This window comes from Mycolicibacterium flavescens, from assembly GCF_001722335.1.
GTDB lineage: Bacteria > Actinomycetota > Actinomycetes > Mycobacteriales > Mycobacteriaceae > Mycobacterium > Mycobacterium flavescens.
In genome coordinates this window covers 159084-181369 of the sequence record NZ_MIHA01000001.1, presented here as the reverse complement: position 1 = coordinate 181369, position 22286 = coordinate 159084, and the positions used below count along the sequence as shown (strand labels likewise).

General features: G+C 67.9%; 24 protein-coding genes. 20 read left to right on the top strand and 4 right to left on the bottom strand.

The window, feature by feature from the left end:
- Positions 1–164: 164 nt before the first annotated feature.
- Both BHQ18_RS00880 and BHQ18_RS00875 read right to left on the bottom strand, forming a co-directional pair.
- The gene (locus BHQ18_RS00880; RefSeq protein WP_069411678.1) at positions 165–998 is read right to left on the bottom strand and encodes a D-alanyl-D-alanine carboxypeptidase family protein; all 834 of its coding nucleotides are present in this window, start codon (positions 996–998) and stop codon (positions 165–167) included.
- A gap of 72 nt (positions 999–1070) precedes the next feature.
- Positions 1071–1949 carry a D-alanyl-D-alanine carboxypeptidase family protein gene (locus BHQ18_RS00875; RefSeq protein ID WP_069411677.1) on the bottom strand — a complete coding sequence of 293 codons (879 nt, stop codon included), beginning with the start codon at positions 1947–1949 and terminating at the stop codon, positions 1071–1073.
- Between the two features lie 122 nt (positions 1950–2071).
- Here BHQ18_RS00875 and BHQ18_RS00870 point away from each other — a divergent pair, with 122 nt between their 5' ends.
- Entirely contained in the window at positions 2072–2500 is a 429-nt protein-coding gene (locus tag BHQ18_RS00870; RefSeq protein ID WP_069411676.1) for a nuclear transport factor 2 family protein, read from the top strand.
- 4 nt (positions 2501–2504) lie between these two features.
- Here the strand turns inward: BHQ18_RS00870 and BHQ18_RS00865 are convergent, their stop codons facing one another.
- Positions 2505–3137, bottom strand: coding sequence for a class I SAM-dependent methyltransferase (locus BHQ18_RS00865; RefSeq protein ID WP_069411675.1), 633 nt, complete (start codon positions 3135–3137; stop codon positions 2505–2507).
- Positions 3138–3467: 330 nt separating this feature from the next.
- On the opposite strand from BHQ18_RS00865, the gene mgtE reads away from it, so the two are divergent.
- The 5 genes from mgtE to trmD all read left to right on the top strand — a co-directional run bounded on the left by mgtE (position 3468) and on the right by trmD (position 6972).
- Positions 3468–4745 (top strand): magnesium transporter, encoded by a 1278-nt coding sequence (mgtE, locus tag BHQ18_RS00860; protein WP_084293835.1) that lies wholly within the window; start codon positions 3468–3470, stop codon positions 4743–4745.
- A 199-nt stretch (positions 4746–4944) separates the two neighbouring features.
- Positions 4945–5487, top strand: a complete 543-nt coding sequence (gene rpsP / locus BHQ18_RS00855) for a 30S ribosomal protein S16 (RefSeq protein ID WP_069411673.1) — start codon at positions 4945–4947, stop codon at positions 5485–5487.
- An 8-nt stretch (positions 5488–5495) separates the two neighbouring features.
- Positions 5496–5738: an RNA-binding protein gene (locus BHQ18_RS00850; protein WP_003928628.1), complete on the top strand. Its 243-nt coding sequence runs from the start codon at positions 5496–5498 to the stop codon at positions 5736–5738.
- A gap of 19 nt (positions 5739–5757) precedes the next feature.
- Positions 5758–6279 (top strand): ribosome maturation factor RimM, encoded by a 522-nt coding sequence (rimM, locus tag BHQ18_RS00845; protein ID WP_069411672.1) that lies wholly within the window; start codon positions 5758–5760, stop codon positions 6277–6279.
- A 12-nt stretch (positions 6280–6291) separates the two neighbouring features.
- On the top strand, positions 6292–6972 hold the full coding sequence (gene trmD / locus BHQ18_RS00840) for a tRNA (guanosine(37)-N1)-methyltransferase TrmD (protein ID WP_069411671.1): 681 nt from the start codon (positions 6292–6294) through the stop codon (positions 6970–6972).
- Here the strand turns inward: trmD and BHQ18_RS00835 are convergent.
- On the bottom strand, positions 6969–7898 hold the full coding sequence (locus BHQ18_RS00835; RefSeq protein WP_069411670.1) for a serine hydrolase: 930 nt from the start codon (positions 7896–7898) through the stop codon (positions 6969–6971). The genes trmD and BHQ18_RS00835 overlap by 4 nt on opposite strands.
- Before the next feature lie 295 nt (positions 7899–8193).
- Between BHQ18_RS00835 and rplS the strand changes: the two genes are divergently transcribed.
- From rplS to BHQ18_RS00765, 14 genes are all read left to right on the top strand, one after another.
- Entirely contained in the window at positions 8194–8535 is a 342-nt protein-coding gene (gene rplS, locus BHQ18_RS00830) for a 50S ribosomal protein L19 (protein WP_069411669.1), read from the top strand.
- Positions 8536–8621: 86 nt separating this feature from the next.
- Positions 8622–9464, top strand: a complete 843-nt coding sequence (gene lepB, locus BHQ18_RS00825) for a signal peptidase I (RefSeq protein WP_069411982.1) — start codon at positions 8622–8624, stop codon at positions 9462–9464.
- Between the two features lie 24 nt (positions 9465–9488).
- Complete coding sequence (locus tag BHQ18_RS00820) at positions 9489–10211, top strand: ribonuclease HII (protein WP_069411981.1); 723 nt, start codon at positions 9489–9491, stop codon at positions 10209–10211.
- 98 nt (positions 10212–10309) lie between these two features.
- On the top strand, positions 10310–10615 hold the full coding sequence (locus BHQ18_RS00815; protein ID WP_069411668.1) for a DUF2469 domain-containing protein: 306 nt from the start codon (positions 10310–10312) through the stop codon (positions 10613–10615).
- A 510-nt stretch (positions 10616–11125) separates the two neighbouring features.
- Complete coding sequence (locus BHQ18_RS00810) at positions 11126–12319, top strand: MCE family protein (protein ID WP_264010180.1); 1194 nt, start codon at positions 11126–11128, stop codon at positions 12317–12319.
- A complete protein-coding gene (locus tag BHQ18_RS00805) occupies positions 12316–13341 on the top strand; it encodes an MCE family protein (RefSeq protein WP_069411667.1) in 1026 nt (341 codons plus the stop codon). Before BHQ18_RS00810 ends, BHQ18_RS00805 begins: the two co-directional genes overlap by 4 nt.
- Positions 13341–14444, top strand: coding sequence for an MCE family protein (locus BHQ18_RS00800; RefSeq protein ID WP_069411666.1), 1104 nt, complete (start codon positions 13341–13343; stop codon positions 14442–14444). The genes BHQ18_RS00805 and BHQ18_RS00800 overlap by 1 nt, the downstream gene beginning before the upstream one ends.
- A complete protein-coding gene (locus BHQ18_RS00795) occupies positions 14441–15838 on the top strand; it encodes an MCE family protein (protein WP_069411665.1) in 1398 nt (465 codons plus the stop codon). The genes BHQ18_RS00800 and BHQ18_RS00795 overlap by 4 nt, the downstream gene beginning before the upstream one ends.
- Positions 15835–16995: an MCE family protein gene (locus tag BHQ18_RS00790; protein ID WP_131815641.1), complete on the top strand. Its 1161-nt coding sequence runs from the start codon at positions 15835–15837 to the stop codon at positions 16993–16995. Before BHQ18_RS00795 ends, BHQ18_RS00790 begins: the two co-directional genes overlap by 4 nt.
- Positions 16995–18464, top strand: a complete 1470-nt coding sequence (locus tag BHQ18_RS00785; protein WP_069411664.1) for an MCE family protein — start codon at positions 16995–16997, stop codon at positions 18462–18464. The genes BHQ18_RS00790 and BHQ18_RS00785 overlap by 1 nt, the downstream gene beginning before the upstream one ends.
- Positions 18461–18943: an Rv2253/PknI dimerization domain-containing protein gene (locus tag BHQ18_RS00780; protein WP_069411663.1), complete on the top strand. Its 483-nt coding sequence runs from the start codon at positions 18461–18463 to the stop codon at positions 18941–18943. Before BHQ18_RS00785 ends, BHQ18_RS00780 begins: the two co-directional genes overlap by 4 nt.
- A gap of 64 nt (positions 18944–19007) precedes the next feature.
- Complete coding sequence (locus tag BHQ18_RS00775) at positions 19008–19991, top strand: LLM class flavin-dependent oxidoreductase (RefSeq protein WP_069411662.1); 984 nt, start codon at positions 19008–19010, stop codon at positions 19989–19991.
- Positions 19992–21068: an NAD(P)H-dependent amine dehydrogenase family protein gene (locus BHQ18_RS00770; RefSeq protein WP_069411661.1), complete on the top strand. Its 1077-nt coding sequence runs from the start codon at positions 19992–19994 to the stop codon at positions 21066–21068. It abuts the gene before it with no gap.
- 14 nt (positions 21069–21082) lie between these two features.
- On the top strand, positions 21083–22279 hold the full coding sequence (locus BHQ18_RS00765; RefSeq protein ID WP_069411660.1) for a cytochrome P450: 1197 nt from the start codon (positions 21083–21085) through the stop codon (positions 22277–22279).
- Positions 22280–22286: the final 7 nt, after the last annotated feature.

Genomic DNA, 22286 nt, shown 5'->3' with positions numbered 1-22286 from the left:
TTGCTTCGCCTTCGTACCGCGAGCGTGCGTGTCTGGTGGCGACGCGCCGGAGTTTCCGCTGTGTTCGCGCACGCTCGTCGCGGCGCGAACGTGCGCAAAGTGTTGGCTTTTCGCGGCGTGTCGGGGCGCAGACACGCACGCTCGCCACACAAACCGGGCGGAGGTCAGGGTTGGGCGAAACCCCAGTCGAACAGCTTGATCGCCTGGCCGTACAGGTCCCCGCTGCCGTAGAGCTGGGCGACCACCAACCGTCGACCATTGCGTTGCGCCGCAGCGACATACGTATCGCGGGCCAGGTTGGTGTAGCCGGTCTTGCCGACCAGTGTGCCCGGATACCTCTTCAGCAGCTGGTTCTGGTTGGTGATGGTCTTGGGGCCGCTGTCAGTCGGGAACAGCGACGACGGCTGGCGCACGATCGCGGCGAAAGCCGGATACCGCAATGCATGTCGATAGATCATCGCGAGATCGGTTGCGGTGGTGAACGATTCCATCCCCGGCCCGTCGAGTCCGGACGGCGACGACACCCGCGTGCTGCGCGCACCGAGCGACGCGGCCTTGGCGTTCATCTTGGCCACGGCGACGCGGTAGCCGCCGAGGCCGTCGGCGAGGACGTTGGCCGCGTCGTTGCCGGACACCAGCATCAGCCCGTCGAGCAACTGACGCACGGTGTAGGGCCGGCCGGCTTTGACTCCGGCGCACGAGCATTCGACGTCGGCCGCCGCGGGCCGCGCCGCGATCACGCCGTTGAGCGGAAGCGCGTCCAGTACGACGATCGCCAGCAGCGCCTTGATCGTGCTTGCCGGCGCGCGGGGTTCATGCGGGTTGCGGGAGGCCAGAATCCGCCCGGAGTCCAGGTCGGCGAGCACCCACGACTGCGCGGGCCCGTCGGGCAGAGCGACCGCGCCCGACGGCTCACCGCCGGGTTGCGCGGAGGCGGGCGCCGCGACACCCAGAGCCGCTGACAGCGCGATGGCCAACGCAGCCAGCAAGCTTCGCATGGCCGCCGAGCGTATCCGCCGCGCTGTCCGCGCCGGTCTCGGATTCGTTGCGATTGAGCAACTTCGGCAGCGCTACAGGGCGCCGATACTGGTGCCGGCAGGCTGCGCGAATCCCCAGTCGAACAGGGCGGCGGCCTGATCCCAGTACGTCGGCTGGCCGGGTTTGTCCATCCCGAACATCATCGCGATCACCAACCGGCGGCCGTTGCGCTGCGCGGCGGCCACGAATGTCTTCTGCGCGCGATCGGTGAACCCGGTCTTGCCGCCGAGCGTGCCGGGGTAACGCTTGAGCAACTCGTCCTGGTTGACCAGCACCTTGTCGCCGGTTCTGGTCGGGAACACCGCGGTCGGCTGGGCGGTGATCGCCGCGAACACCGGGTTGGCCATCGCGGCGCGGAAGATCACCGCCAGATCGTGCGGTGAAGACCACATGTCGATGCCCGGACCGTCCAGCCCCGACGGCGAACCGACGTTGGTTCCGTAGGCGCCCAGCAGCGCGGCCTTGGCGTTCATCTTGGTGACCGCGACATCGCGCCCGCCCAGCATGGTGGCCAGCGTGTTGGCCGCGTCATTGCCCGAGACCAGCAGCACCGCTTCGAGGAGTTGCCGCGTGGTGTAGACGATGCCGGGAGCGACGCCCGCGCAGTTGCACTCCACCCGGGTGTCGGCCTCGTTCGCGACCACCGTCATGTCCAGCGGGAGCTCGTCGAGGACCGTCAGGGCCAGCAGCACCTTGATGGTGCTCGCCGGGGCGTACTGCCCGTACTCGTCGCGCGCGGCCAACACCGCGCCGCTGTCCATGTCCGCGACGACCCAGGCGTGGGCCGGCCCGTCGGGAATCGGCACCGAGCCGGCCGGCTGCTGCACCGCGGCCGGCGCGGCGGCCGCTGCCGGGCACAGCGCGGTCAGCAGCGCGCCGATGATCGCCAGCCAGGTCACGGTTCTGCGCATGGGTCCCGAGCCTAACCCCGCACCTCGAGCGTGAACCCAGGGTTGGAAATCCGGCCCTGGATTCAGACCGCGAACCGCCACCACTTCACGCTCGGCGAGCCCGCACCGTGTTGAATCGACGCATGTTGAGCCTGGAGGAGATCTCGGACCGCCTGGAGATCCAGCAGTTACTGATCGACTACTCGACGGCCATCGACCAGAAGCGGTTCGACGACCTCGACCGGGTGTTCACCGAGGACGCCTACATCGACTACCGGGTGACCGGCGGCGTCGACGGGCGTTTTCCGGACGTCAAGGCCTGGCTCAAGGACGTGCTGCCGAACTTCCCGGCGTACTACCACATGCTCGGCAACGTCGACATCCGCGTGTCCGGCAATCACGCCACGTCGCGAGCCATCTGCTTCAACCCCATGGTGATGGGCGGTGCGCACAAAGACGGTGCGCCAATCTATTTCGTCGGGATCTGGTACGTCGACGAGTTCATCCGCACCGCGGACGGGTGGCGGATGAGCAGGCGCGTCGAGGAGAAGTGCTTCGACAAGCTGCTCTGAACCGTCAGCGCCCGACCAGCACGTGCCGGGGGATGGGGTGGTCGGCAATCGGCCGGTGCTCGACGGTCAGCCCGGTGCCTGCGAGAGCCGCGCGGACCTCGTCGACGGGCCGCAGCGTGAACCCGTAGGCGGTGAACGGCGCGTGGCGCATCACGTCGGGGTCGCCGATGCCGATCACGACCCGGCCGCCCGGCCGCACGACCCGGGCCAACTCGGCGCAGGCGGCGTCGAGATCGGGAATGAAGTACACCGTGTTGACGGTGACGACGGCGTCGAGCACGCCGTCGTCGAACGGCAGCGCGGTCAGCGATCCGTCGTGCAACCGCAGCCGGCCCGCCGCGATGTCGCGCGCGAAGCCCCGCCGGGCGCGCCGCAGCATCGTTTCCGCGACCTCGACCCCGTGCACCACGCCGCCGCGACCGACCCGGTCGAGCAGCAGCCGCAACCCGACCCCGCCGCCGAACCCCACGTCGGTGACCACCGCACCGGGCCCGACCCCGGTCGCGTCGACCGCGGCCGCGACGGCGCGCTCGTTGGACCGGTTGAGCTTCTTCGCGACGACCAGTCCGAACGGCCCGTGGGGGCGGCCCAGCTGCCGGGCGGTGGCGGCCATCAGTTTGCGTCGGAGCGGATTCATATCTGTACCTACGGTGCCAGTGCGCGAAACGATCCACCATCGTGCCCGCCGGCGCGACGCCGAGCGTGAATGAGGTCGTGAACAAGTGCCGGACCGCTACCAGTTCACTCGACGAGCCCGAACCGTGTTCAATCGATCCATGTTGAGGAAGGGGAGCCGGGTCTCCACCCACGACGCCTACATCGACCACCGCGCCTACATCGACGACCGCTTTCCGGACGTCAAGGCGCGGCTCGAGGGTCACCCGTGACGGGTGACGTTGAGACCGACCGTCGGAATGCGGCCGTGAAGGCCCTTTGTGACGCCATCGACCGCCTGGACGTGGCGGCCATGACCGCCGAGGTGCGGACTCTCCCGGCGGCCGACATCGCGGCCACGTTGGAACGTCATGACCGCAGGCAACAGGCAGTGCTGTATCGAGTGTTGCCGAAGGACCTCGCACTGCAGGTGTTCGAAAGCCTGGACGCCAGTCTGCAGCGCGATCTCGTCGAAGCCCTGCAGGACGATGCGGTGGCCGCACTGTTCGCCGACCTCGATCCCGATGACCGCGTCGAGTTGCTCGACGAATTACCGGCGACGGTGGCGCACCGGCTGTTGCAGGGCCTGCCGCCCGATGAACGCGCCATGACCGCCGACATCCTCGGCTATCCGCAGGGTTCGATCGGGCGCCGGATGAGTCCGGAATTTGTCTCCGTGCGCCCCGGAATGACCACTGCCGAGGCGATGTCGCGGGTGTCGCGCCATCTGGCCGACGCCGAGACCGTCTACACGCTCCCGGTGGCCGACGACGAGCGGGTACTCGTCGGGGTGGTCAGTCTTCGCGAGCTGCTCGGCGCCGCGCCCGAAACGACGATCGGACAACTGATGCGTCCGGTGCAGTGGGCGTACGCCACCGACGACGCCGAAACCGCGGCCCGCCGGTGTGCCGATCTCAAGGTGCTGACCCTGCCGATCGTTGACACGGAGACCCGGCTGATCGGCATCCTCACCGTCGACGACGCGCTGCGCATCCTCGAGTCGGCCGAATCGGAGGACCAGGCCCGCATCAGCGGTGTCGAACCACTGCGTCGGCCCTATCTGACAGCGCCCGTGGCGAGCCTGGTGCGCTCGCGGGTGGTCTGGCTGCTCGTCCTGGCCATCGGAGCGACGCTGACCGTTCAGGTGCTCGAGGTGTATGAGCAGACGTTGGCCGAGGCGGTGACGCTGGCGTTGTTTGTGCCGCTTCTGATCGGCACGGGAGGCAACACTGGAAACCAAGCCGCCACTACCGTCACTCGAGCGCTGGCCCTCGGCGACGTCAGGCCGAGCGATCTGTTCAAGGTGTTGTTCCGCGAGTTCCGTGTCGGGCTGGCGCTGGGCTTGTTGCTGGGTGCTGTGGCCTTCGTCGTGACGTCCGCGGTGTACGAACGCGCGCTGGGGACGGTGATCGCGCTGACGCTGCTGAGTGTGTGCACCATGGCGGCGACGGTTGGCGGGGCGATGCCGTTGCTCGCACGGGCAATCCGCGCGGACCCGGCAGTCTTCTCCAATCCGTTCATCACGACCTTCGTCGACGCGACCGGTCTGCTGATCTACTTCCTGATCGCGAAGGCGGTTCTCGGGATCTGACTGCATTCAACGCGGACGGGCGAGAGCCCCGTACCCGGGCACGATTTTTGCCGGTCGCCGCTGGTCTGGCACAATAGGCGGCTGTCTGCTCCGGGATTACGGCCCCGCAGCGGTCACACACGTAAGGCAAAACCGGGTCCGGGCATCCCGCCTCGACCGCTGAATTGCAGCGTGGCAATCACAGGAGAAGTGCTTCACCATGGCTGTCAAAATCAAGCTCACGCGGCTTGGCAAGATCCGCAACCCCCAGTACCGCATCATCGTCGCCGACGCCCGCACCCGCCGCGACGGGCGCGCGATCGAGGTCATCGGCCGCTACCACCCGAAGGAAGAGCCGAGCCTGATCGAGCTCGACTCGGAGCGCGCGCAGTACTGGCTCGGGGTCGGCGCGCAGCCGACGGAGCCCGTCCTGCAGCTGCTGAAGATCACCGGTGACTGGCAGAAGTTCAAGGGCCTGCCGGGCGCCGAGGGCACGCTGAAGGTCAAGGAGCCCAAGCCCAGCAAGCTGGACCTGTTCAACGCCGCGCTGGCCGAGGCCGATGGCGGCCCGAGCACCGAGGCCACCCAGCCCAAGAAGAAGAAGGCGCCCGCAGCCAAAAAGGCAGGGCAGGCCGCCGAGACTGAAGCCGCCGCGGATCCGGCGCCGACCAAGGACGAGTCCGAGCCGCCGGCTGAGGGCGCGGACGCCACCGTCGCCGGTGCCACCGAGGGCGCGGCGGACGAGTCCGCCACCGAGAGCTGAGCACGGCCGTGAGTTCTGTCGTCGTTGACGCGGTGGAACACCTGGTGCGCGGAATCGTCGACAACCCCGACGATGTCCGCGTCGACATGGTGACCAACCGGCGCGGGCGCACCGTCGAGGTGCACGTGCACCCCGACGATCTTGGCAAGGTGATCGGCCGAGGCGGCCGCACCGCCACCGCGCTGCGCACCCTGGTCGCCGGGATCGGCGGTCGCGGTATCCGCGTCGACGTGGTGGACACCGACCAGTAGACCGGGCGGGCAATCAGCCATGGACCTGGTGGTCGGGCGCGTCGCCAAGGCGCACGGCGTCACCGGTGAGCTGGCCGTCGACGTCCGCACCGACGATCCCGACACCCGGTTCGCGCCGGGCGCCGTGCTTCGCGGTCGGCCCGGTCGGGGCGGCACCGAACGCGAGTTCGTCGTCGAGACGGTGCGCGCGCACGGCGGTCGGCTCCTGGTGCGGCTGCGCGGGATCGACGACCGCGCCGCCGCCGACGCCTTGCGCGGCACGCTGTTCCTCGTCGACTCGCAGGAGTTGCCCCCGATCGACGACCCCGACGAGTTCTACGACCATCAACTCGAGGGGCTGCGCGTCGTCACCACCGAGGGCCGCCTCGTCGGCAACGTCTCCGAGGTGCTGCACACCGCGGCGGGGGAGTTGCTGTCGGTGACCGCCGAGGACGGCGCCGAGGTGCTGGTGCCGTTCGTCGCCGCGATCGTCACCTCGGTGTCGCTGGCCGATCAGACCATCGAGATCGATCCGCCCGAGGGACTGCTGGAACTCCAGTGAGGATGCACAGCGGTGCGCATTGACGTCGTGACCATCTTCCCGGCCTACCTCGACGCGCTTCGACAGTCGTTGCCGGGCAGGGCGATCGACGCCGGCATCGTCGAGTTGGCGGTGCACGACCTGCGCCGCTGGACCCACGATGTGCACCGTTCGGTCGACGACGCCCCCTACGGCGGTGGCCCCGGCATGGTGATGACGGCACCGGTCTGGGGTGAGGCCCTCGACGAAATCTGCTCGGCGGAAACGCTTCTCGTGGTGCCAACGCCGGCGGGACGGCTCTTCACCCAGGCCGACGCGCAGGCGTGGGCGGCAGAGAGACACCTGGTGTTCGCCTGCGGTCGCTACGAGGGCATCGACCAGCGCGTCGCCGACGACGCCGCGCGCCGCATGCGGGTCGCCGAGGTGTCGATCGGCGACTACGTCCTGCCCGGCGGGGAGTCGGCCGCGCTGGTGATGATCGAGGCGGTGGTCCGGTTGCTGCCCGGCGTGCTCGGCAATCCCGCGTCCCACGAAGACGATTCGCACTCGCACGGAGTTCTCGAGGCGCCCAGCTACACCCGGCCGCCCAGTTGGCGCGGCCTGGACGTGCCCGAGGTGCTGCTGTCGGGCAACCACGCCAAGGTCGCGGCCTGGCGACACGAGCAGGGTCTGCAGCGCACCCGGGAGCGCCGCCCCGATCTGCTCGACGACTAGATCGCGCCGTCCGGGAACATCGTCTTGACGGCCTCGGTGATGGTGTCGCGGGCCTCGGCGGCGCCGGCGGCCTGATCGGAGGCGATCGCCATCACGAAACGCCGATCGGGCCCGATGACACCGGTCGACAGGTGCACCCAGTCGGCTCCGATGCAGCACATCCAGCCCTGTTTGACCGCCACCGGTTCTTCGTAGAGGCCGTCGGGGATACCGAACCGCTGCGGGTACACCCCGCCGGGCATCATCCCGTCGATGCCGACGGGCGCGGACGCCGCGAGATCGTCGAGGATGATCTCCGCCTTCTGCGTAGGCAGCCCGCCGGCGCCCGACAGCATCATGTCGTAGTAGCGGACCAGGTCCGCGGTGGTGCTGATGGTGTTGAACCAGCGTCCGTTGCCCGGCGGGCGGGTGCCCGTCAGCCCGTACCGCTGCGCGACGCGGGTGACGATCGCGCTGCCGCCACCCCGGTTCCAGAACACCTCGGCGGGGCTGTCGTCGGACACGCGCAGCATCGTGTCGAACGATTCGCGGTCCTGCTCGCTCAACGGCTCGTCGCGGAACAGCAGGTCGTCGGCGATGAACAGCTTGACCACCGAGGCGATCGCCACCCCGCGGTCGTTGCCGTTGGACACCCGCTGGCCGGTCGAACGGTCGAGCACCGTCACGCTGATGTCGGCGCCCGCGGCCCTGCCGTCCTCGGTGGCCTGCCGGATGCGTTCCTGCAGCCCGGTGAACGACGGCGGCGGCTCGTCGAGGGCCGCCTCGGGCAGCGGCGCCATGGTGCCCTGCGGGACGACGACGGTCAGGTGCGGCGTTGCGGGTTCCGGCGCCATACCGTTGACCTGGGCATTGCAACCAGCGACGACGGGAATCACAGCGGCGATCGAAACGACCGCCCTCACCAGCCTCGACGGCCGACGTCGCATGGCCCTCCTACGGTGCGCCGAGAATCGGGCGCGGAATCGGCCCGCTTCCAGCCTAATCGGTATGGCGCACCGTCGCGGGGAGCGCGGTAGCGTGGTGTCCACCGCGCCGAGGCGGAAGCGATTTCACTCGACCCCGCCCCATCTGGCACAATTGAGCAGTTGTCTGTGCAGGACCCGGGAACGGTTAGCTCCGCCCGCTGCGAGATACACCCCGATACGCCCGATCAGATCGGCTCGGCATGCGTCCACCGCGACCGCATCGCCCGCAGCCGCCAACCGCAAGGAAGTGTCACCGATGAACACGCTGGACTTCGTCGATCAGACGTCGCTGCGCGACGATATTCCGGAATTCGGCCCCGGCGACACCATCAATGTGCACGTGAAGGTCATCGAGGGTTCCAAGGAGCGCGTCCAGGTCTTCAAGGGTGTCGTGCTGCGGCGCCAGGGCGGCGGTGTCCGCGAGACCTTCACCGTGCGCAAGGAGAGCTACGGCGTCGGTGTCGAGCGCACCTTCCCCGTGCACTCGCCCAACATCGACCACATCGACGTCGTCACCCGCGGTGACGTCCGGCGCGCCAAGCTCTACTACCTGCGCGAGTTGCGTGGCAAGAAGGCCAAGATCAAGGAGAAGCGCTGACGGTCCGTCGGCGCATCCGCACCGAAGCCTGATCCTTGGAACGCCAGCAGCGCGGCGATGACGACCGCGCTGGCTACCCTGATGCGGTGACCGGACCCACAGAGCCCGACGAGAAGCCTGCCGATCCCGCCCCGAACGACTCCGACGACGACAGCGTCGTGTCGTCTGAGGATTCGTCCGAGGACTCTGCGAAGCCCGAGAAGAAGGGCGGAGCGGTTCGGGAATTCGCGATCCTCGTGTCGATCGCGTTGGTCCTGTACTACGTGATGCTGACGTTCGTCGCGCGGCCGTACCTGATCCCGTCGGAGTCGATGGAGCCCACGCTGCACGGCTGCGCCGGCTGCACCGGCGACCGCATCATGGTCGACAAGCTCACCTACCGGTTCACCTCGCCCGAACCCGGCGACGTCGTCGTGTTCAAGGGCCCGCCGAACTGGAACCTCAACTACCGGTCGATCCGCTCGGACAACCCCGCGATCCGCTGGGTGCAGAACGCGCTGTCCTTTGTCGGCTTCGTCCCGCCCGACGAGAACGACCTGGTCAAACGCATCATCGCGGTGGGTGGCCAGACCGTCGAGTGCCGCGCGACCACCGGGCTGACGGTCGACGGAAAACGGCTCGACGAGCCGTACCTCGATCCCGAGACGATGAACGCCGACCCGGCGATTTACCCGTGCCTCGGCCGGGAGTTCGGCCCGGTGAAGGTCCCCGAGGACAGGGTGTGGGTGATGGGCGACAACCGCACGCACTCGGCCGACTCGCGGGCGCACTGCTCGAGCAACCCCGAAGACGCCCAGAAGGGCCTGATCTGCACGGGCGACCCGGAGGCGGGCACGGTCCCGGTGGACAATGTGATCGGAAAGGCGCGGTTCATCGCCTGGCCGCCGTCACGGTGGGGCGGAATCGGCAGCGTGAACCCGCAGACGTGACTCGCTGATCAGTAGGAGTTGGTCTTGCCGGCGACATGGCCGCCACGCACGGTGATCCGGAAATCCTCGGGGCTGCGCACGCTGGAATCCGCGCTGTACCGCAGCGGGCTCGGCCCGGTCGCGGGAGTGGACGAGGTCGGTCGCGGCGCGTGCGCGGGCCCGCTCGTCGTGGCGGCCTGCGTGCTGGGGCCCAACCGGCTCGAGAGCCTGAGCGCGCTCGACGACTCGAAGCGGCTCAACGAGAGGGAACGTGAGCGGCTGTTCCCGCTGATCCGCCGCTACGCCCTGGCCTATCACGTGGTGTTCATTCCGTCGACCGAGGTCGACCGCCGCGGAGTGCACGTCGCCAACATCGAGGGCATGCGCCGCGCGGTCGCCGGCCTGTCGGTGCGTCCGGGCTATGTGCTTTCCGACGGGTTCCGGGTACCCGGTCTCGCGGTACCCTCGCTGCCGGTGGTCGGTGGCGACGCGGCCGCGGCGTGCATCGCGGCGGCCAGCGTGCTGGCCAAGGTGAGCCGGGACCGCTTGATGGTGAAGATGGAGGCCGAGCATCCGGGTTACGGGTTCGCCGATCACAAGGGCTACAGCACGCCCGCGCACAGCGCTGCGCTGGCCGAACGGGGTCCGTGCGCCCAGCACCGGCACTCGTTCATCAACGTGCGTCGGGTCGCGACCTCCGGTGGCATCAAGGTGGTCACCGAACTGGTCGACGACTGTGTGCCGGAGCAGCGTGGGGAAGTGGGGTAGGGGACAATGGTGCCTACACGGGGGTGCCTACACGGGGGCGCCTACACGGGGGCGCCTACAAGCGGGCGGCGATACCAGGATGAAGGACAGCTGAAGCGATGAGTGCCGAAGATCTCGAGAAGTACGAAACCGAGATGGAGCTCTCGCTCTACCGCGAATACAAGGACATCGTCGGGCAGTTCAGCTACGTGGTGGAAACCGAGCGCCGGTTCTACCTCGCCAACAGCGTCGAGGTGGTGCCCCGCAATTCCGACGGTGAGGTGTACTTCGAGCTGCGGCTGGGCGACGCGTGGGTGTGGGACATGTACCGGCCCGCCCGCTTCGTCAAGCAGGTGCGCGTCATCACGTTCAAGGACGTGAACATCGAAGAGGTCGAGAAACCCGAACTGCGTCTGCCCGAGTGATTTCAGCCCGACGCATGCGTCAGGGCAGCCGAGCCGCCGGCACCACCGACTGGCTATCTTCATAAAAATTGCCGTTTGGTACGCGTCGGCGCGCGCGACGCGGCATTATTTCTCCTCGTCGAGGTAGAGACCTCGCGAGTTACCACCTGCCGGGTTTCGGGCCTAATAGTTGTTCCGGGCAGATCGCCAAGAGACACATGGGTCGACGCAGACTCCTCGGCGAGACAGGTAAGACACTGATGTCTCATTTCTGCGGCTTGAACAGCCCAGAGGCGTGTGTCAATCTTATGTAGCAAACTTTTATCTGCGCTTCGACCCGTGAAGTTTGCAGGAAGGGGAGCGGTTACTGTCCCTGTCGGCCAGGCCAACCGGAAGTGATTGACCCAAAGATATGTTCCGGCGTAAAGTGCTGCACCGGTCTTCCACGCGTACGGGGGGTGAAGCGGGCTTGTCATACCGACCGGCGGTGTGCCCGCGTCACCGCGACGTACGCATTCGCGGAGTCGATCTGTGAGACGACATCTGCTGCGCCCGCTCGTCGGCTTGATTGCCATCGTGTCGGTTGCGGCGATGTTCGTCCTGGCCGCCAACCTGTTCCGCGGCGGGCTTTCGGATTCCGTGCCGGTCACCGTCATCTCGCAGCGCGCCGGACTGGTGATGAACCCGGACGCCAAGGTCCAGGTCCGCGGCGTGCAGGTCGGGAAGGTGTCCGCCATCGAGGACCTGCCGACCGGGCAGGCGGCGATCCACCTCGCCCTCGACCCGGCCAAGCTCGAGGCGATACCAGCCAACGCCCTGGTCGACATCGCCTCGCCGACGGTGTTCGGCGCCAAGCAAATACAGTTCGTGTTCCCCGCCGAACCGTCACGGGAGTCGTTGCGGGCGGGCCAGGTGATCGACGCCCGGCACGTCATGGTCGAGATGAACACCGTCTTCGAGCAGCTGACCTCGGTGCTGGCCAACATCGAACCGGCGAAGCTCAACGCCACCCTGGGCGCGATCGCTTCGGCGATGTCGGGACGCGGACACAAATTCGGTCAGATGCTCTCGGATCTGGACTCGTATCTGGCGACACTCGAGCCCGCCCTGCCCGCCCTCGACGCAGACCTCCAGACCGCGCCGGGCGTACTGCGCGCCTATGCCGACGCCGCAACCGATTTCGTGACGATCGCCGACAACGCGGCCCGCATCGGCGACAGCGTGGTCGATCAGGAGCAGAACCTCGACGCCGCCCTGGTCAGCATCATCGGGCTCGCCGATATCGGCAACGATGTGCTCGGCCACAACCACCAACCCCTGGCCGAGGTGCTTGCCCTGCTGGTGCCGACCACCGAGCTGACCGACCAGTACAACCAGGCGCTCTGGTGCTCGCTGGCCGGCATGGTCGATCTCGCGCACCGACCGCCGATGAAAGAACCCGGCGTCACCGTTCTGGCCGGCTTCCTCTGGGCGCAGGAGCGGTACCGGTACCCGCTCGATCTGCCGAAAGCCGGCGCGACCGGGGGACCGCAGTGCACCGGCCTTCCGAAACTGCCCTACGAAACGGTCGCACCCTATGTCGTCGCCGACACCGGAACCAACCCGTGGCGGCGCACCTATCCGGGCATCATCCTCAACGCCGACATCATCAAACAGATCATGTTCCCCGACACCGAAACTGCCGGACCACCGCGTAACACCGCGCAGATCGGACAACCCGGATGAGACAGCCGCTTCGTCCGACGTTGGTGAAGTTCGGGATCTTCACCGCGGTCATGACGCTGCTGACCGCATCGCTGTTCGTCATCTTCGGGCAGTATCAAACCGGCAGCACCAGAAGCTATTCCGCGGTCTTCGGCGACGTGTCCCGCCTGGAGACCGGCCAATCGGTGCGGGTCGGCGGTATGCGGGTCGGCACGGTCGAGCAGGTGCAACTGCTGCCCGACAAGACCGTGCTGGTCCATTTCGACGCCGATCGCAACGTACAGATGACGACCGGCACCCGCGCGGCGGTGCGCTACCTCAACCTGGTCGGCGACCGCTATCTCGAACTGATCGAAGGCCCCGGCGGTGAACCGCTGCCGTCGGGTGCCCGGATCCCGCGCGAACAGACCGAGCACGCACTCGATCTCGACCTTCTGCTCGGCGGGCTCAAACCCGTCATCCGTGGCCTGAACCCCGAAGACGTCAACGCGCTCTCGGCGTCGCTGATCCAGATCTTCCAGGGCCAGGGCGGCACACTGCATTCGCTGCTGACCAACACCTCCGGGTTCACCACCGCACTCGCCGAACGCAACCAGACCATCCAGACCCTGATCGACAACCTGCACACCCTGCTGCGCACCCTCAACAGGGAAGGCGACAAGTTCTCCGGCACCATCGACCGCCTCGAAGTGCTCGTCACCGAGCTTGCGGCCGAGCGCGATCCGATCGGCACCGCGATCGACGCGCTCAACGACGGTACCGCTTCGGTGGCCGATCTCCTGCGCGAAGCCCGCACACCGCTGGCGGACACGGTCGACGAACTGAACCGGCTGGCGCCCAACCTGGACTTCCAGAAGGACCGGATCGACACCGGACTGCAGAAGGCGCCGGAGAACTACCGCAAGCTGATCCGGACCGGCGCCTACGGCAGCTTCTTCAATTACTACATCTGCGAACTCAAGTGGCGGGTCACCGATCTTCAGGGCCGTACCGCCGTGTTCCCGTGGGTCCGGCAGGAGAACGGCAGGTGTAGCGAACCCTGATGCTGAAATACCGTGGCAGCCGGCTCATCCGGTCGGGAATCATCGGCGTGATACTGATCACGCTGGTGATCGCTGTCGGTCTGGCCCCTGAACGCCTGATGTCATGGGCGACCGCGGTGCGCTACCAGGCCCAGTTCGCCGACGCAGGCGGACTGGCCCCCGGTAACGACGTGACCATTTCCGGGATGAAGGTCGGCAGCGTATCGGCTGTCGCGCTGCAGGGGCGCAACGCGCTGGTGACGCTGACGGTCGACGGCACCGTCACGCTGGGTTCGGACACCACCGCCCACGTACGCACCGGCACGCTGCTCGGGGAGCGCGTGGTGACCCTGGAATCCAAGGGCGAGGGCACGCTGCGCCCGATGGCGGTGATCCCGGTGTCGCGCACCGCATCGCCGTATTCGTTGACCGAGGCGGTCAGCGAGCTCACGACCAACACCGCCGGTACCGACACGGCGGCGTTGAACCAGTCGCTGGACACCCTGTCGGCCACCCTCGACGAAGTGGCGCCCCAACTCGGCCCGACCTTCGACGGGCTGAGCAACCTGTCGCGCGCGATCAACGACCGCGACGACACCCTCGGGGAGTTGCTGGCCAGCGGCGCCGACGTGTCGAAGATTCTCAGCGACCGTAGCCAGCAGGTCAACACCCTTCTTCTCAATGCCAACGATCTGGTCACGGTTTTGTCGGCGCGCCGCTACGCCATCGTCGAGATGCTGGCCCACACTTCGGCGCTGTCCCAACAGATGTCGAAGCTCATCGAGGACAACGAACGCGAACTCGCCCCCACGCTGGACACGCTCAACGCGGTCACCGCGGTGCTGGAGAAGAACCGCGACAACATCGCCAAGGCGCTGCCGGGGCTGGCCAAGTTCCAGATCACGCTCGGTGAGACGATCGGCAACGGACCCTACTATCAGGCCTACATCCCGAACATTGCGTTCGGCCAGTTGCTTCAGCCGTGGCTCGACTACGCGTTCGGGTTCCGGCGCGGCGTCAACGCCGGTCAGCCGCCCGACAACGCCGGCCCGCGCGCCGAACTCCCGTTCCCCTACAACGGGATCCCACAACCACACGAACAGTGGGGAGGGCCGCCCCGATGAGCCCGACCAGCCGGGGCCGCGACATTGGCGGCATCCAGCTCCGACGCGTGCTTGCCGTCTTACTGGTCGCCGTCCTGTTCGGCGGCGGGGTCGTCCTGATCCGCCAGACCCTGCTGCGGCCGACGGTGATCACCGCGCAGTTCCTCACCGCCACCGCGATCTACCCCGGAGACGAGGTGCGCATCGCCGGGGTCAAGGTGGGCACGATCTCCTCGATCCGTCCGATCGGCACACAGGCCGAGATGAGACTGGCCGTCGACCGGGGGGTGCGGGTACCCGCCGACGCCAAGGCGGTGATCGTCGCGCAGAACCTCGTGTCGGCGCGGTACGTCCAACTCGCCCCGGCGTACGAGTCGGGACCGGTGATGGCCGACGGCGCGGTGATCCCGGTCGACCGCACCGCGGTCCCGGTCGAATGGAACGAGGTCAAAGACCAGCTGATGCGGCTGGCAACGGATCTGGGTCCGGCCGACGGCATGTCGACCGGCTCGGTGGGCCGGTTCATCGACAGCGCGGCCGGCGCACTCGACGGCAACGGCGCGCGGTTGCGCGAGACGCTGGCCCAGTTGTCCGGTGTCGGCAGGATCCTCGCCGACGGCAGCGGCGACGTCGTCGACACGATCGCGAACCTGCAGACCTTCGTCACCGCGCTGCGTGAGAGCAACGACCAGATCGTGCAGTTCCAGGACCGATTCGCCACACTCACCAGCGTCCTCAACGACAGCCGCTCCGACCTCGACGCCGCGCTGACCAACCTCTCCGAGGTCGTCGGCGAGACCACCCGGTTCATCCGCGGCACCCGCGACAAGACCGCCGAACAGATCCAGCGGCTGGCCGCCGTCACGCAGAACCTGGCCGACAACCGGATGGCACTGGAGAACGTCCTGCACATCGCGCCGCACTCGATCGCCAATGCCGTCAACATGTTCGACCCACGCACCGGCGCGGCCAGTGGCGTCTTCGTGCTCAACAACATGTCGAACCCGAAGTGGTTCATCTGCGGGATGATCGGGGCGCTGGAGAACGTCACCGCGCCGAGCACCGGGAAACTGTGCTCGCAGTACCTCGGCCCGGGACTTCGCACCGCGAACTTCAACAACCTGCCGTTCCCGTTCAGCCTGTTTCTGTCCTCCAACCCGCCGCCGTACATGCTGCGCTACACCGAACCGGATTTGATGCCCGGCGCCGGCGCACCGGCCCGGGAACCCGAGCCGCGGCCCGCGGTGTCGGCGTACACCGGTTCCGGGGATGTGCCGCCGCCGCCGGGTTTCCCGCCGCCACCGGGGCCGGCACACGCGCCGGGCGCCGCCGCCCCCGGCCCTGTCACCCTGCCCGACATGCTGCTGCCCGCCGAGCAGCCGTCGTCGCCGCCGAGCCACGGGACACCCCCGTGACCGGCAGGCGGATGGCGGCGTTGAGCCTGACCGCGATGCTGACGGTCACCGGGTGCTCGTTTCAGGGCGTCAACTCGCTGCCCCTGCCCGGTGCGGTCGGGCGCGGCTCCGATTCCGCCGTCTACCACCTCGAGATCGCCAATGTCGGCACGCTGGAGTCGAATTCACCGGTGATGATCGACGACGTCATCGTCGGCAGCGTCGGTGCGATGACGTTGCACGGGTGGCACATCGACCTCGAGGTGTCGGTCGAGCCCGCAGTGGCGGTGCCCGCCAACGCCGTTGCGACTGTCGGGCAGACGAGCCTACTGGGCTCGATGCACGTCGCGCTGGACCCGCCGCCGGGTGAGGCGCCGCGGGGTCGGTTGCAGCCCGGCGCGACGATCGGACTGAACGGCACGTCGACCTACCCGTCGACCGAGCGCACGCTCGCCTCGCTGGCCGCCGTCGTCAACGGCGGCGGCCTGGGCCAGATCGGCGACATCATCGCGAACTTCAACACCGCGCTGTCCGGTCGACAGGGCGATGTGCGCGACCTGATCACGCGCCTGGACACCTTCGTCGCGACGCTGTACCGGCAGCGCGACAACATCATCGCCACGATCGAGGAGCTCAACAAGTTCGCGCAGCGGCTCGGGGACGAAGAGCAGGTACTCACCCGGGCCTTGGACAAGATCCCGCCGGCGCTCGACGTGCTGGTGCGGGAACGTCCCCGGTTCACCACCGCGCTACAACGGCTGGGGGAGTTCAGCCGCACCATCACCGGGCTGGTCGACGACACCCACGCCGATCTGGTGGCCAACCTGACGAACCTGGCGCCCACGCTGCGCGCGCTGGCCGATGTGGGGCCCGAGATCGACACCGCGTTGGCGTGGCTACCGACGTTCCCGATGACGCAGAACCTCATCGACCGGGGGATCCGCGGTGACTACATGAACCTGTGGGTGACCGTCGACCTGACCAACGCGCGCATCAAGCGCGGCCTGCTGCTGGGCACCGCGCTCGGCCAGGACCGGGCGTCGCTCGTCCCGGCGCCGGGCGACCCGGGCTACGACTCGTACTACACCAAATATCCGCTCGGAGTGGGTACCTCGCCGCCATTCGGGCCGATCCCGAATGCTGCGCCCGCACCCTGGGAGCCCGGGGGTGGTGGCTGATGCTGCCGCGTCTGGTCCGGATCCAGCTGGTGATCTTCACGATCGCCTCGATCGTCGGCGTCTCGGCGATGGTGTTCGCCTACATGCGGGTGCCGACGCTGCTGGGGATCGGCAAGGTGACCGTGACCCTCGAGCTGCCCGCGTCCGGCGGGCTGTACCGGTTCGCCAACGTGACCTACCGCGGAGTGCAGATCGGCAAGGTGACCGGCATCGACGTGTCGCGCACGAAGGCCGTCGCCACCCTGCGCCTCGACACGTCCCCGAGAATTCCGGCCGACCTGCAAGCCGAGGTGCGCAGCGTGTCGGCGGTCGGCGAACAGTACGTCGAACTGCTACCGCGAACCGACCAGCCGCCGTATCTCGAGGATGGATCGGTGATCCCCATGTCGGACACCACGATTCCGCAACCGGTCAGCCCGATGCTCGAACAGGTCAACACGCTGATCGGCAGCATCCCCGACGGCCGGTTGCGCGCGCTGATCGACGATTCGTTCACCGCGTTCGGCGGCGCCGGTTATGACATGGGATCGCTGATCGACTCGTCGGCCACGCTGTCGGGCGACCTCAACCGCGACGCCGCGCGCTCGGCGACGCTGATCGAGGATTCCGTGCCGCTGCTCGACGCGCAGGCGCGGTCCACCGATGCGCTACGGCTGTGGGCCGGCAGTCTCGCGGGCATCACCGGGCAGGTGGTGCAGAACGACCCGCAGATCCGCACGCTGCTCACCGCGGGCCCGCCGGCCGCCGACGAGGCCGCCCACCTGCTCGAGCAGATCAAACCGACCCTGCCGGTCCTGCTGGCGAACATGACGACGTTCGGCCAGGTGGCGGTGACCTACCGACCCTCACTCGAACAGGTGCTGGTGCTGCTGCCGTCGTTCGTGGCCAACGCGCAGTCCTCGGCCGCCGAGAACAATGCCACGGGAATCCCGATCGGCGACTTCAGGATTCAGATGACCGACCCCAACCCCTGCACCGTCGGGTTCCTTCCGCCCTCGGCCTGGCGCAGCCCGGCCGACCTCACCACGATCGACACCCCGGACGGGGTGTACTGCAAGCTGCCGCAGGATTCGCCGATCGTCGTGCGGGGCGCGCGCAATGCGCCGTGCATGGGTGTGCCCGGCAAGCGCGCACCGACCGTGGAGCAGTGCTACAGCGACCAGCCCTACAAGCCGCTGGCGATGCGCCAGCACTCGCTGGGCGCGTATCCGATCGACCCCAACCTGATCGCGCAGGGGGTGCCGCCCGACGATCGGGTCACCGCCGACGAGAACCTGTTCGCACCGGTCGAGGGGACACCACTTCCGCCGGGGATCCCGCCGGGACCGGGGCCGTCGGTGGCCGTCGCGCACTACGATCCGCAGAGCGGCCGATACGCCACACCGGACGGAAACGCCGGGCATCAGACCGATCTCGTCGAGCAGCCACGCTCCTGGCAGGACCTCGTCTACCCGGGGGGGCCGCCGTGATCCGCCCGGCGGTGGTTATCGGGGTGGCGGTGACGTGTCTGGTTGGCGTCGCGTCACCCGCCCGCGCCCAGGGCGAGGTCGCGATCAACGGCACGTTCACGGTGTTCTCCGACGGCCGCTGGGCCGAGACCAACGACTCAGACCACCCGGAGCTCAGCGTCACCCAGACCTGGACGGTCACCTCCACGTGCACGACCTACCAGGACTGCGCCGGCCGGGTGGTCAGCGACCAGGGGTGGAGCGCCGACCTGGTCTACATGAGCGGCCGGTGGAAGGTGACCAGGACCGTCCCGGACTGGGAACCCTGCATCGACGGAACCAAGCACCCCGGCAGACAGTCGTTCACCTTCTGGTCGGACTACCCGCCCGAACCCGGCCGCTTCGTCGGTTGGGACAAGACCGAAGGCCCCAGCGGCGCATGCGGATTCAACAAGGTTCTCGACGTCGAGATGCCGGTCACGTTGACACAGGTGAGCTGAACGCACACCAGGGAACAAATTTTAGGTTAGAGTCGGTCGGCGTGACGACCTTGGCGGAGCGCTGATGTTCACGCTGCGGTTCGACATGCGGGCGCCCGCCGGGAACACCACCGGTCTCTACGCGGCGGCCATCGAGATGTGCGCATGGGCTGAGACGCGCGGCGCGGTGGCGGCCGTACTGTCCGAGCACCATGCCACCGACGACCGGCACCTGCCCGCGCCGCTGATCCTGGCGTCGGCGATCGCGGCCCGCACGCGACAGTTGGCCATCATGCTGGCCGCGGTACCGATCACCTTCTGGGACCCCGTGCGGCTGGCCGAGGAGATGAGCGTCCTCGACATCATCAGCGGCGGGCGCGTGTCGTACGCCTTCGGGATCGGCCACCGCGCCGAAGAATACGAACACTTCGGCGTCGGGATGGCTGATCGCGGTCGAGTGGCCGACGAGACGCTTACCGTGCTGCGCCAACTGCTTTCGGGCAAGCCGGTCCACCGCGACGGCTCGGTCAGTCACGTGACGCCGCCACCCGCCACCCCCGGCGGCCCGTTGCTGCTCATCGCCGGCGGCAGCCGGGCCGCCGCGCGCCGGGCCGCGCGCAACGGGCTCGGGTTCATCTCCCAGACCCCGTCACCGGAGCTCAGGGAATTCTACGAGGCCGAATGCCGCGCCCACGGCTTCGAACCGGGGCTCTTTCAGCTCCCGGTGGCGGGCGCGCCGACAGCAGTGTTCGTCGCCGACGACATCGACACGGCCTGGGACGAAATCGGCTCCTATCTGCTCCACGACGCGATGACCGCGGCGTCCTACCGCCACGGCGACGACTCCGTGGCGAGCATCTGCCGCGCCGACAGCGTGCCGGCGTTGCGCGACCAGGACAGCCCCTACCGCATCATGTCGACCGACGAGGCTGCCGAAACCATCCGTGGCGGTGGGCTGCTGCCGCTCCTGCCGCTGTGCGGCGGGTTGCCGCCCGAGACCGCCTGGCCCTACCTCGAACGTGCCGCCCGCGCGGTCGAGCGAGCACACGACACGAAACTGGAGGCTTGAGTGACAACACCACTACGCACGGTGGTCTGGTCCACCGGAGGCGTCGGGTCCATCGCGATCGACGCGATCCGGCGCAGACCGGACCTCGAACTCGTCGGCGTCTGGGTGCATTCGAAGACCAAGGTCGGTAAGGACGCCGGTGAACTGGCCGGGGGAAACCCGGTCGGTGTCACGGCCACCGATGACGCCGACGCGCTGATCGCCCTGCAACCCGACTGTGTCGTGTACGCCGCCAGCGGTCCCGAACGCGATGCGGGCGCGGTGCCCGACTACCTCCGACTGCTCGAAGCCGGTATCAACATCGTGTCCACCACGTCGACCACGCTGATCTACCCGCCGGCCTACTACTCGCCCGAGTGGCGGGACCAGCTGGAGCAGGCGGCGAAGTCCGGAAACGTGTCGTTCTACGCCTCGGGGATCTTCCCCGGTTTCGGATCGGACCAACTGGCACTGCTCCTGACAACACAGTCGAAGAAGATCGACTGCATCAAGGTCACGGAGGTGGCGCTCAACGACCACTACCCGGTGGCCGACGTGATGATGAACGGGATGGGGTTCGGGCACCCACTCGACTTCGAACCGCTGCTGAAGACACCTGGTTTCATCGAAATGGCCTGGAAGGCACCGATTCACCTGATGGCGGCCGGCCTGGGGGTGGAGGTCTCCGAAGTGCGCGGTTCGCTGGACCGGCGGCTGACCGATCGTGACATCGAAGTCGCGTTCGGCACCATCAAGGCCGGGACCTGCGGTGCGGTGTGCACCAGGGCCGCCGGCGTGGTCAACGGACGGGAGGCCATCGTCATCGAGCACATCATCCGGATGGCCCGCGACGTGGCACCGGACTGGCTGACATCGGAATTCGACGCGACCTACCGCGTCGACATCACCGGCGAACCGGACATCCACTGCGCGATGAACCTTGGCGACGCCGAGGGCCATGGCGCCGGCCATGCGGCGATGGCGGCAACCGCGATGCGGGTGGTCAACGCGATTCCGTATGTCGTGGCGGCCCCCACCGGGTTGCTTAGTTCGCTCGACATGCCGAACACGCTGCCGCGCCACGCATTCGACGACTGAGGAGGCGGATCGGCGTGACTGACGCGCAGACGGTCGACCTTTACTACGACCCGTTCGACTTCGCGATCGACGACGACCCGTACCCGATCTGGCGGCGAATGCGCGACGAAGCGCCGTTGTACTACAACGACAAGTACGACTTCTACGCACTGAGCCGCTACGACGACGTGGCCCGTGAGCTGCCGAACTGGCAGACCTACCGGTCGGGTCGCGGCACCACCATGGACGTCATCAAGAGCGGGATCGAGGTGCCGCCGGGCGTCATCCTGTTCGAGGATCCGCCGCTGCACGATCTGCACCGCAGGCTGCTGTCGAAGGTGTTCACGCCGCGGCGGATGGCCGCGATCGAGCCCCTGACGCGTCAGTTCTGCGTGCGGGCCCTCGACCCGCTCACCGGGGAGGACGGCTTCGACCTGATCGCGGTTCTCGGCGCCCAGATCCCGATGCGCACGATCGGCTACCTGCTCGGGATCCCGGAGACCGACCAGGCCCAGATCCGCGAGCAGACCGGCGGCGCGATCGGCCTGGCGGAAGGGACGTTCAAGGCCGTCACCACCGAGACATTCGAGAACAGCTACCAACTGTTCGCCGACTACATCGAGTGGCGGGCCGACCATCCCTCCGACGACCTGATGACGCAGTTGCTCACCGCGCAGATCGAGGAGAACGGGTCGCCACGGCCGCTGACCCGGACCGAGGTGCTCACCTACACCAGTATGATCGCCGGCGCGGGCAACGAGACGACCACCCGGCTGATCGGCTTCATCGGCCAGATCCTTGCCGAACATCCCGGACAGCGCGCCGAATTGGCGTCTGACTTCTCGCTGATCCCCGGCGCGGTCGAGGAGGTGCTCAGATTCCAGGCGCCGTCACCGGTGCAGGCCCGCCATGTCGCACACGATGTCGAATGCCACGGTCAAGTCATCGAGGAGGGGTCGATCATGTTGCTGCTCAACGGATCGGCCAATCGCGATGATCGACACTATGCCGACGGCGAGCGCTTCGACATTCACCGCAACGCCGCGCATCTGTCCTTCGGTCAGGGACTGCACTTCTGCCTCGGGTCCGCGCTGGCCCGGATGCAGGCACGCGTGGCGCTCGAGGAGATCCTGGTCCGCTGGCCGGAGTGGGACATCGGCTACGAGGCTGCGCAGATGGCGCACACGTCCAGCGTGCGGGGCTGGGGCACGCTACCGATCAGGGTCCGCTAGCCGGCCC

Bases quoted from the DNA above. Each gene is read 5' to 3' on its own strand.
- BHQ18_RS00880 (WP_069411678.1), bottom strand. From the start codon at position 998: ATGCGAAGCTTGCTGGCTGCGTTGGCCATCGCGCTGTCAGCGGCTCTG.
- BHQ18_RS00875 (WP_069411677.1), bottom strand. From the start codon at position 1,949: ATGCGCAGAACCGTGACCTGGCTGGCGATCATCGGCGCGCTGCTGACC.
- BHQ18_RS00870 (WP_069411676.1), top strand. From the start codon at position 2,072: ATGTTGAGCCTGGAGGAGATCTCGGACCGCCTGGAGATCCAGCAGTTA.
- BHQ18_RS00865 (WP_069411675.1), bottom strand. From the start codon at position 3,137: ATGAATCCGCTCCGACGCAAACTGATGGCCGCCACCGCCCGGCAGCTG.
- mgtE (WP_084293835.1), top strand. From the start codon at position 3,468: ATGACCGCCGAGGTGCGGACTCTCCCGGCGGCCGACATCGCGGCCACG.
- rpsP (WP_069411673.1), top strand. From the start codon at position 4,945: ATGGCTGTCAAAATCAAGCTCACGCGGCTTGGCAAGATCCGCAACCCC.
- rimM (WP_069411672.1), top strand. From the start codon at position 5,758: ATGGACCTGGTGGTCGGGCGCGTCGCCAAGGCGCACGGCGTCACCGGT.
- BHQ18_RS00835 (WP_069411670.1), bottom strand. From the start codon at position 7,898: ATGCGACGTCGGCCGTCGAGGCTGGTGAGGGCGGTCGTTTCGATCGCC.
- rplS (WP_069411669.1), top strand. From the start codon at position 8,194: ATGAACACGCTGGACTTCGTCGATCAGACGTCGCTGCGCGACGATATT.
- BHQ18_RS00815 (WP_069411668.1), top strand. From the start codon at position 10,310: ATGAGTGCCGAAGATCTCGAGAAGTACGAAACCGAGATGGAGCTCTCG.
- BHQ18_RS00805 (WP_069411667.1), top strand. From the start codon at position 12,316: ATGAGACAGCCGCTTCGTCCGACGTTGGTGAAGTTCGGGATCTTCACC.
- BHQ18_RS00800 (WP_069411666.1), top strand. From the start codon at position 13,341: ATGCTGAAATACCGTGGCAGCCGGCTCATCCGGTCGGGAATCATCGGC.
- BHQ18_RS00795 (WP_069411665.1), top strand. From the start codon at position 14,441: ATGAGCCCGACCAGCCGGGGCCGCGACATTGGCGGCATCCAGCTCCGA.
- BHQ18_RS00785 (WP_069411664.1), top strand. From the start codon at position 16,995: ATGCTGCCGCGTCTGGTCCGGATCCAGCTGGTGATCTTCACGATCGCC.
- BHQ18_RS00775 (WP_069411662.1), top strand. From the start codon at position 19,008: ATGTTCACGCTGCGGTTCGACATGCGGGCGCCCGCCGGGAACACCACC.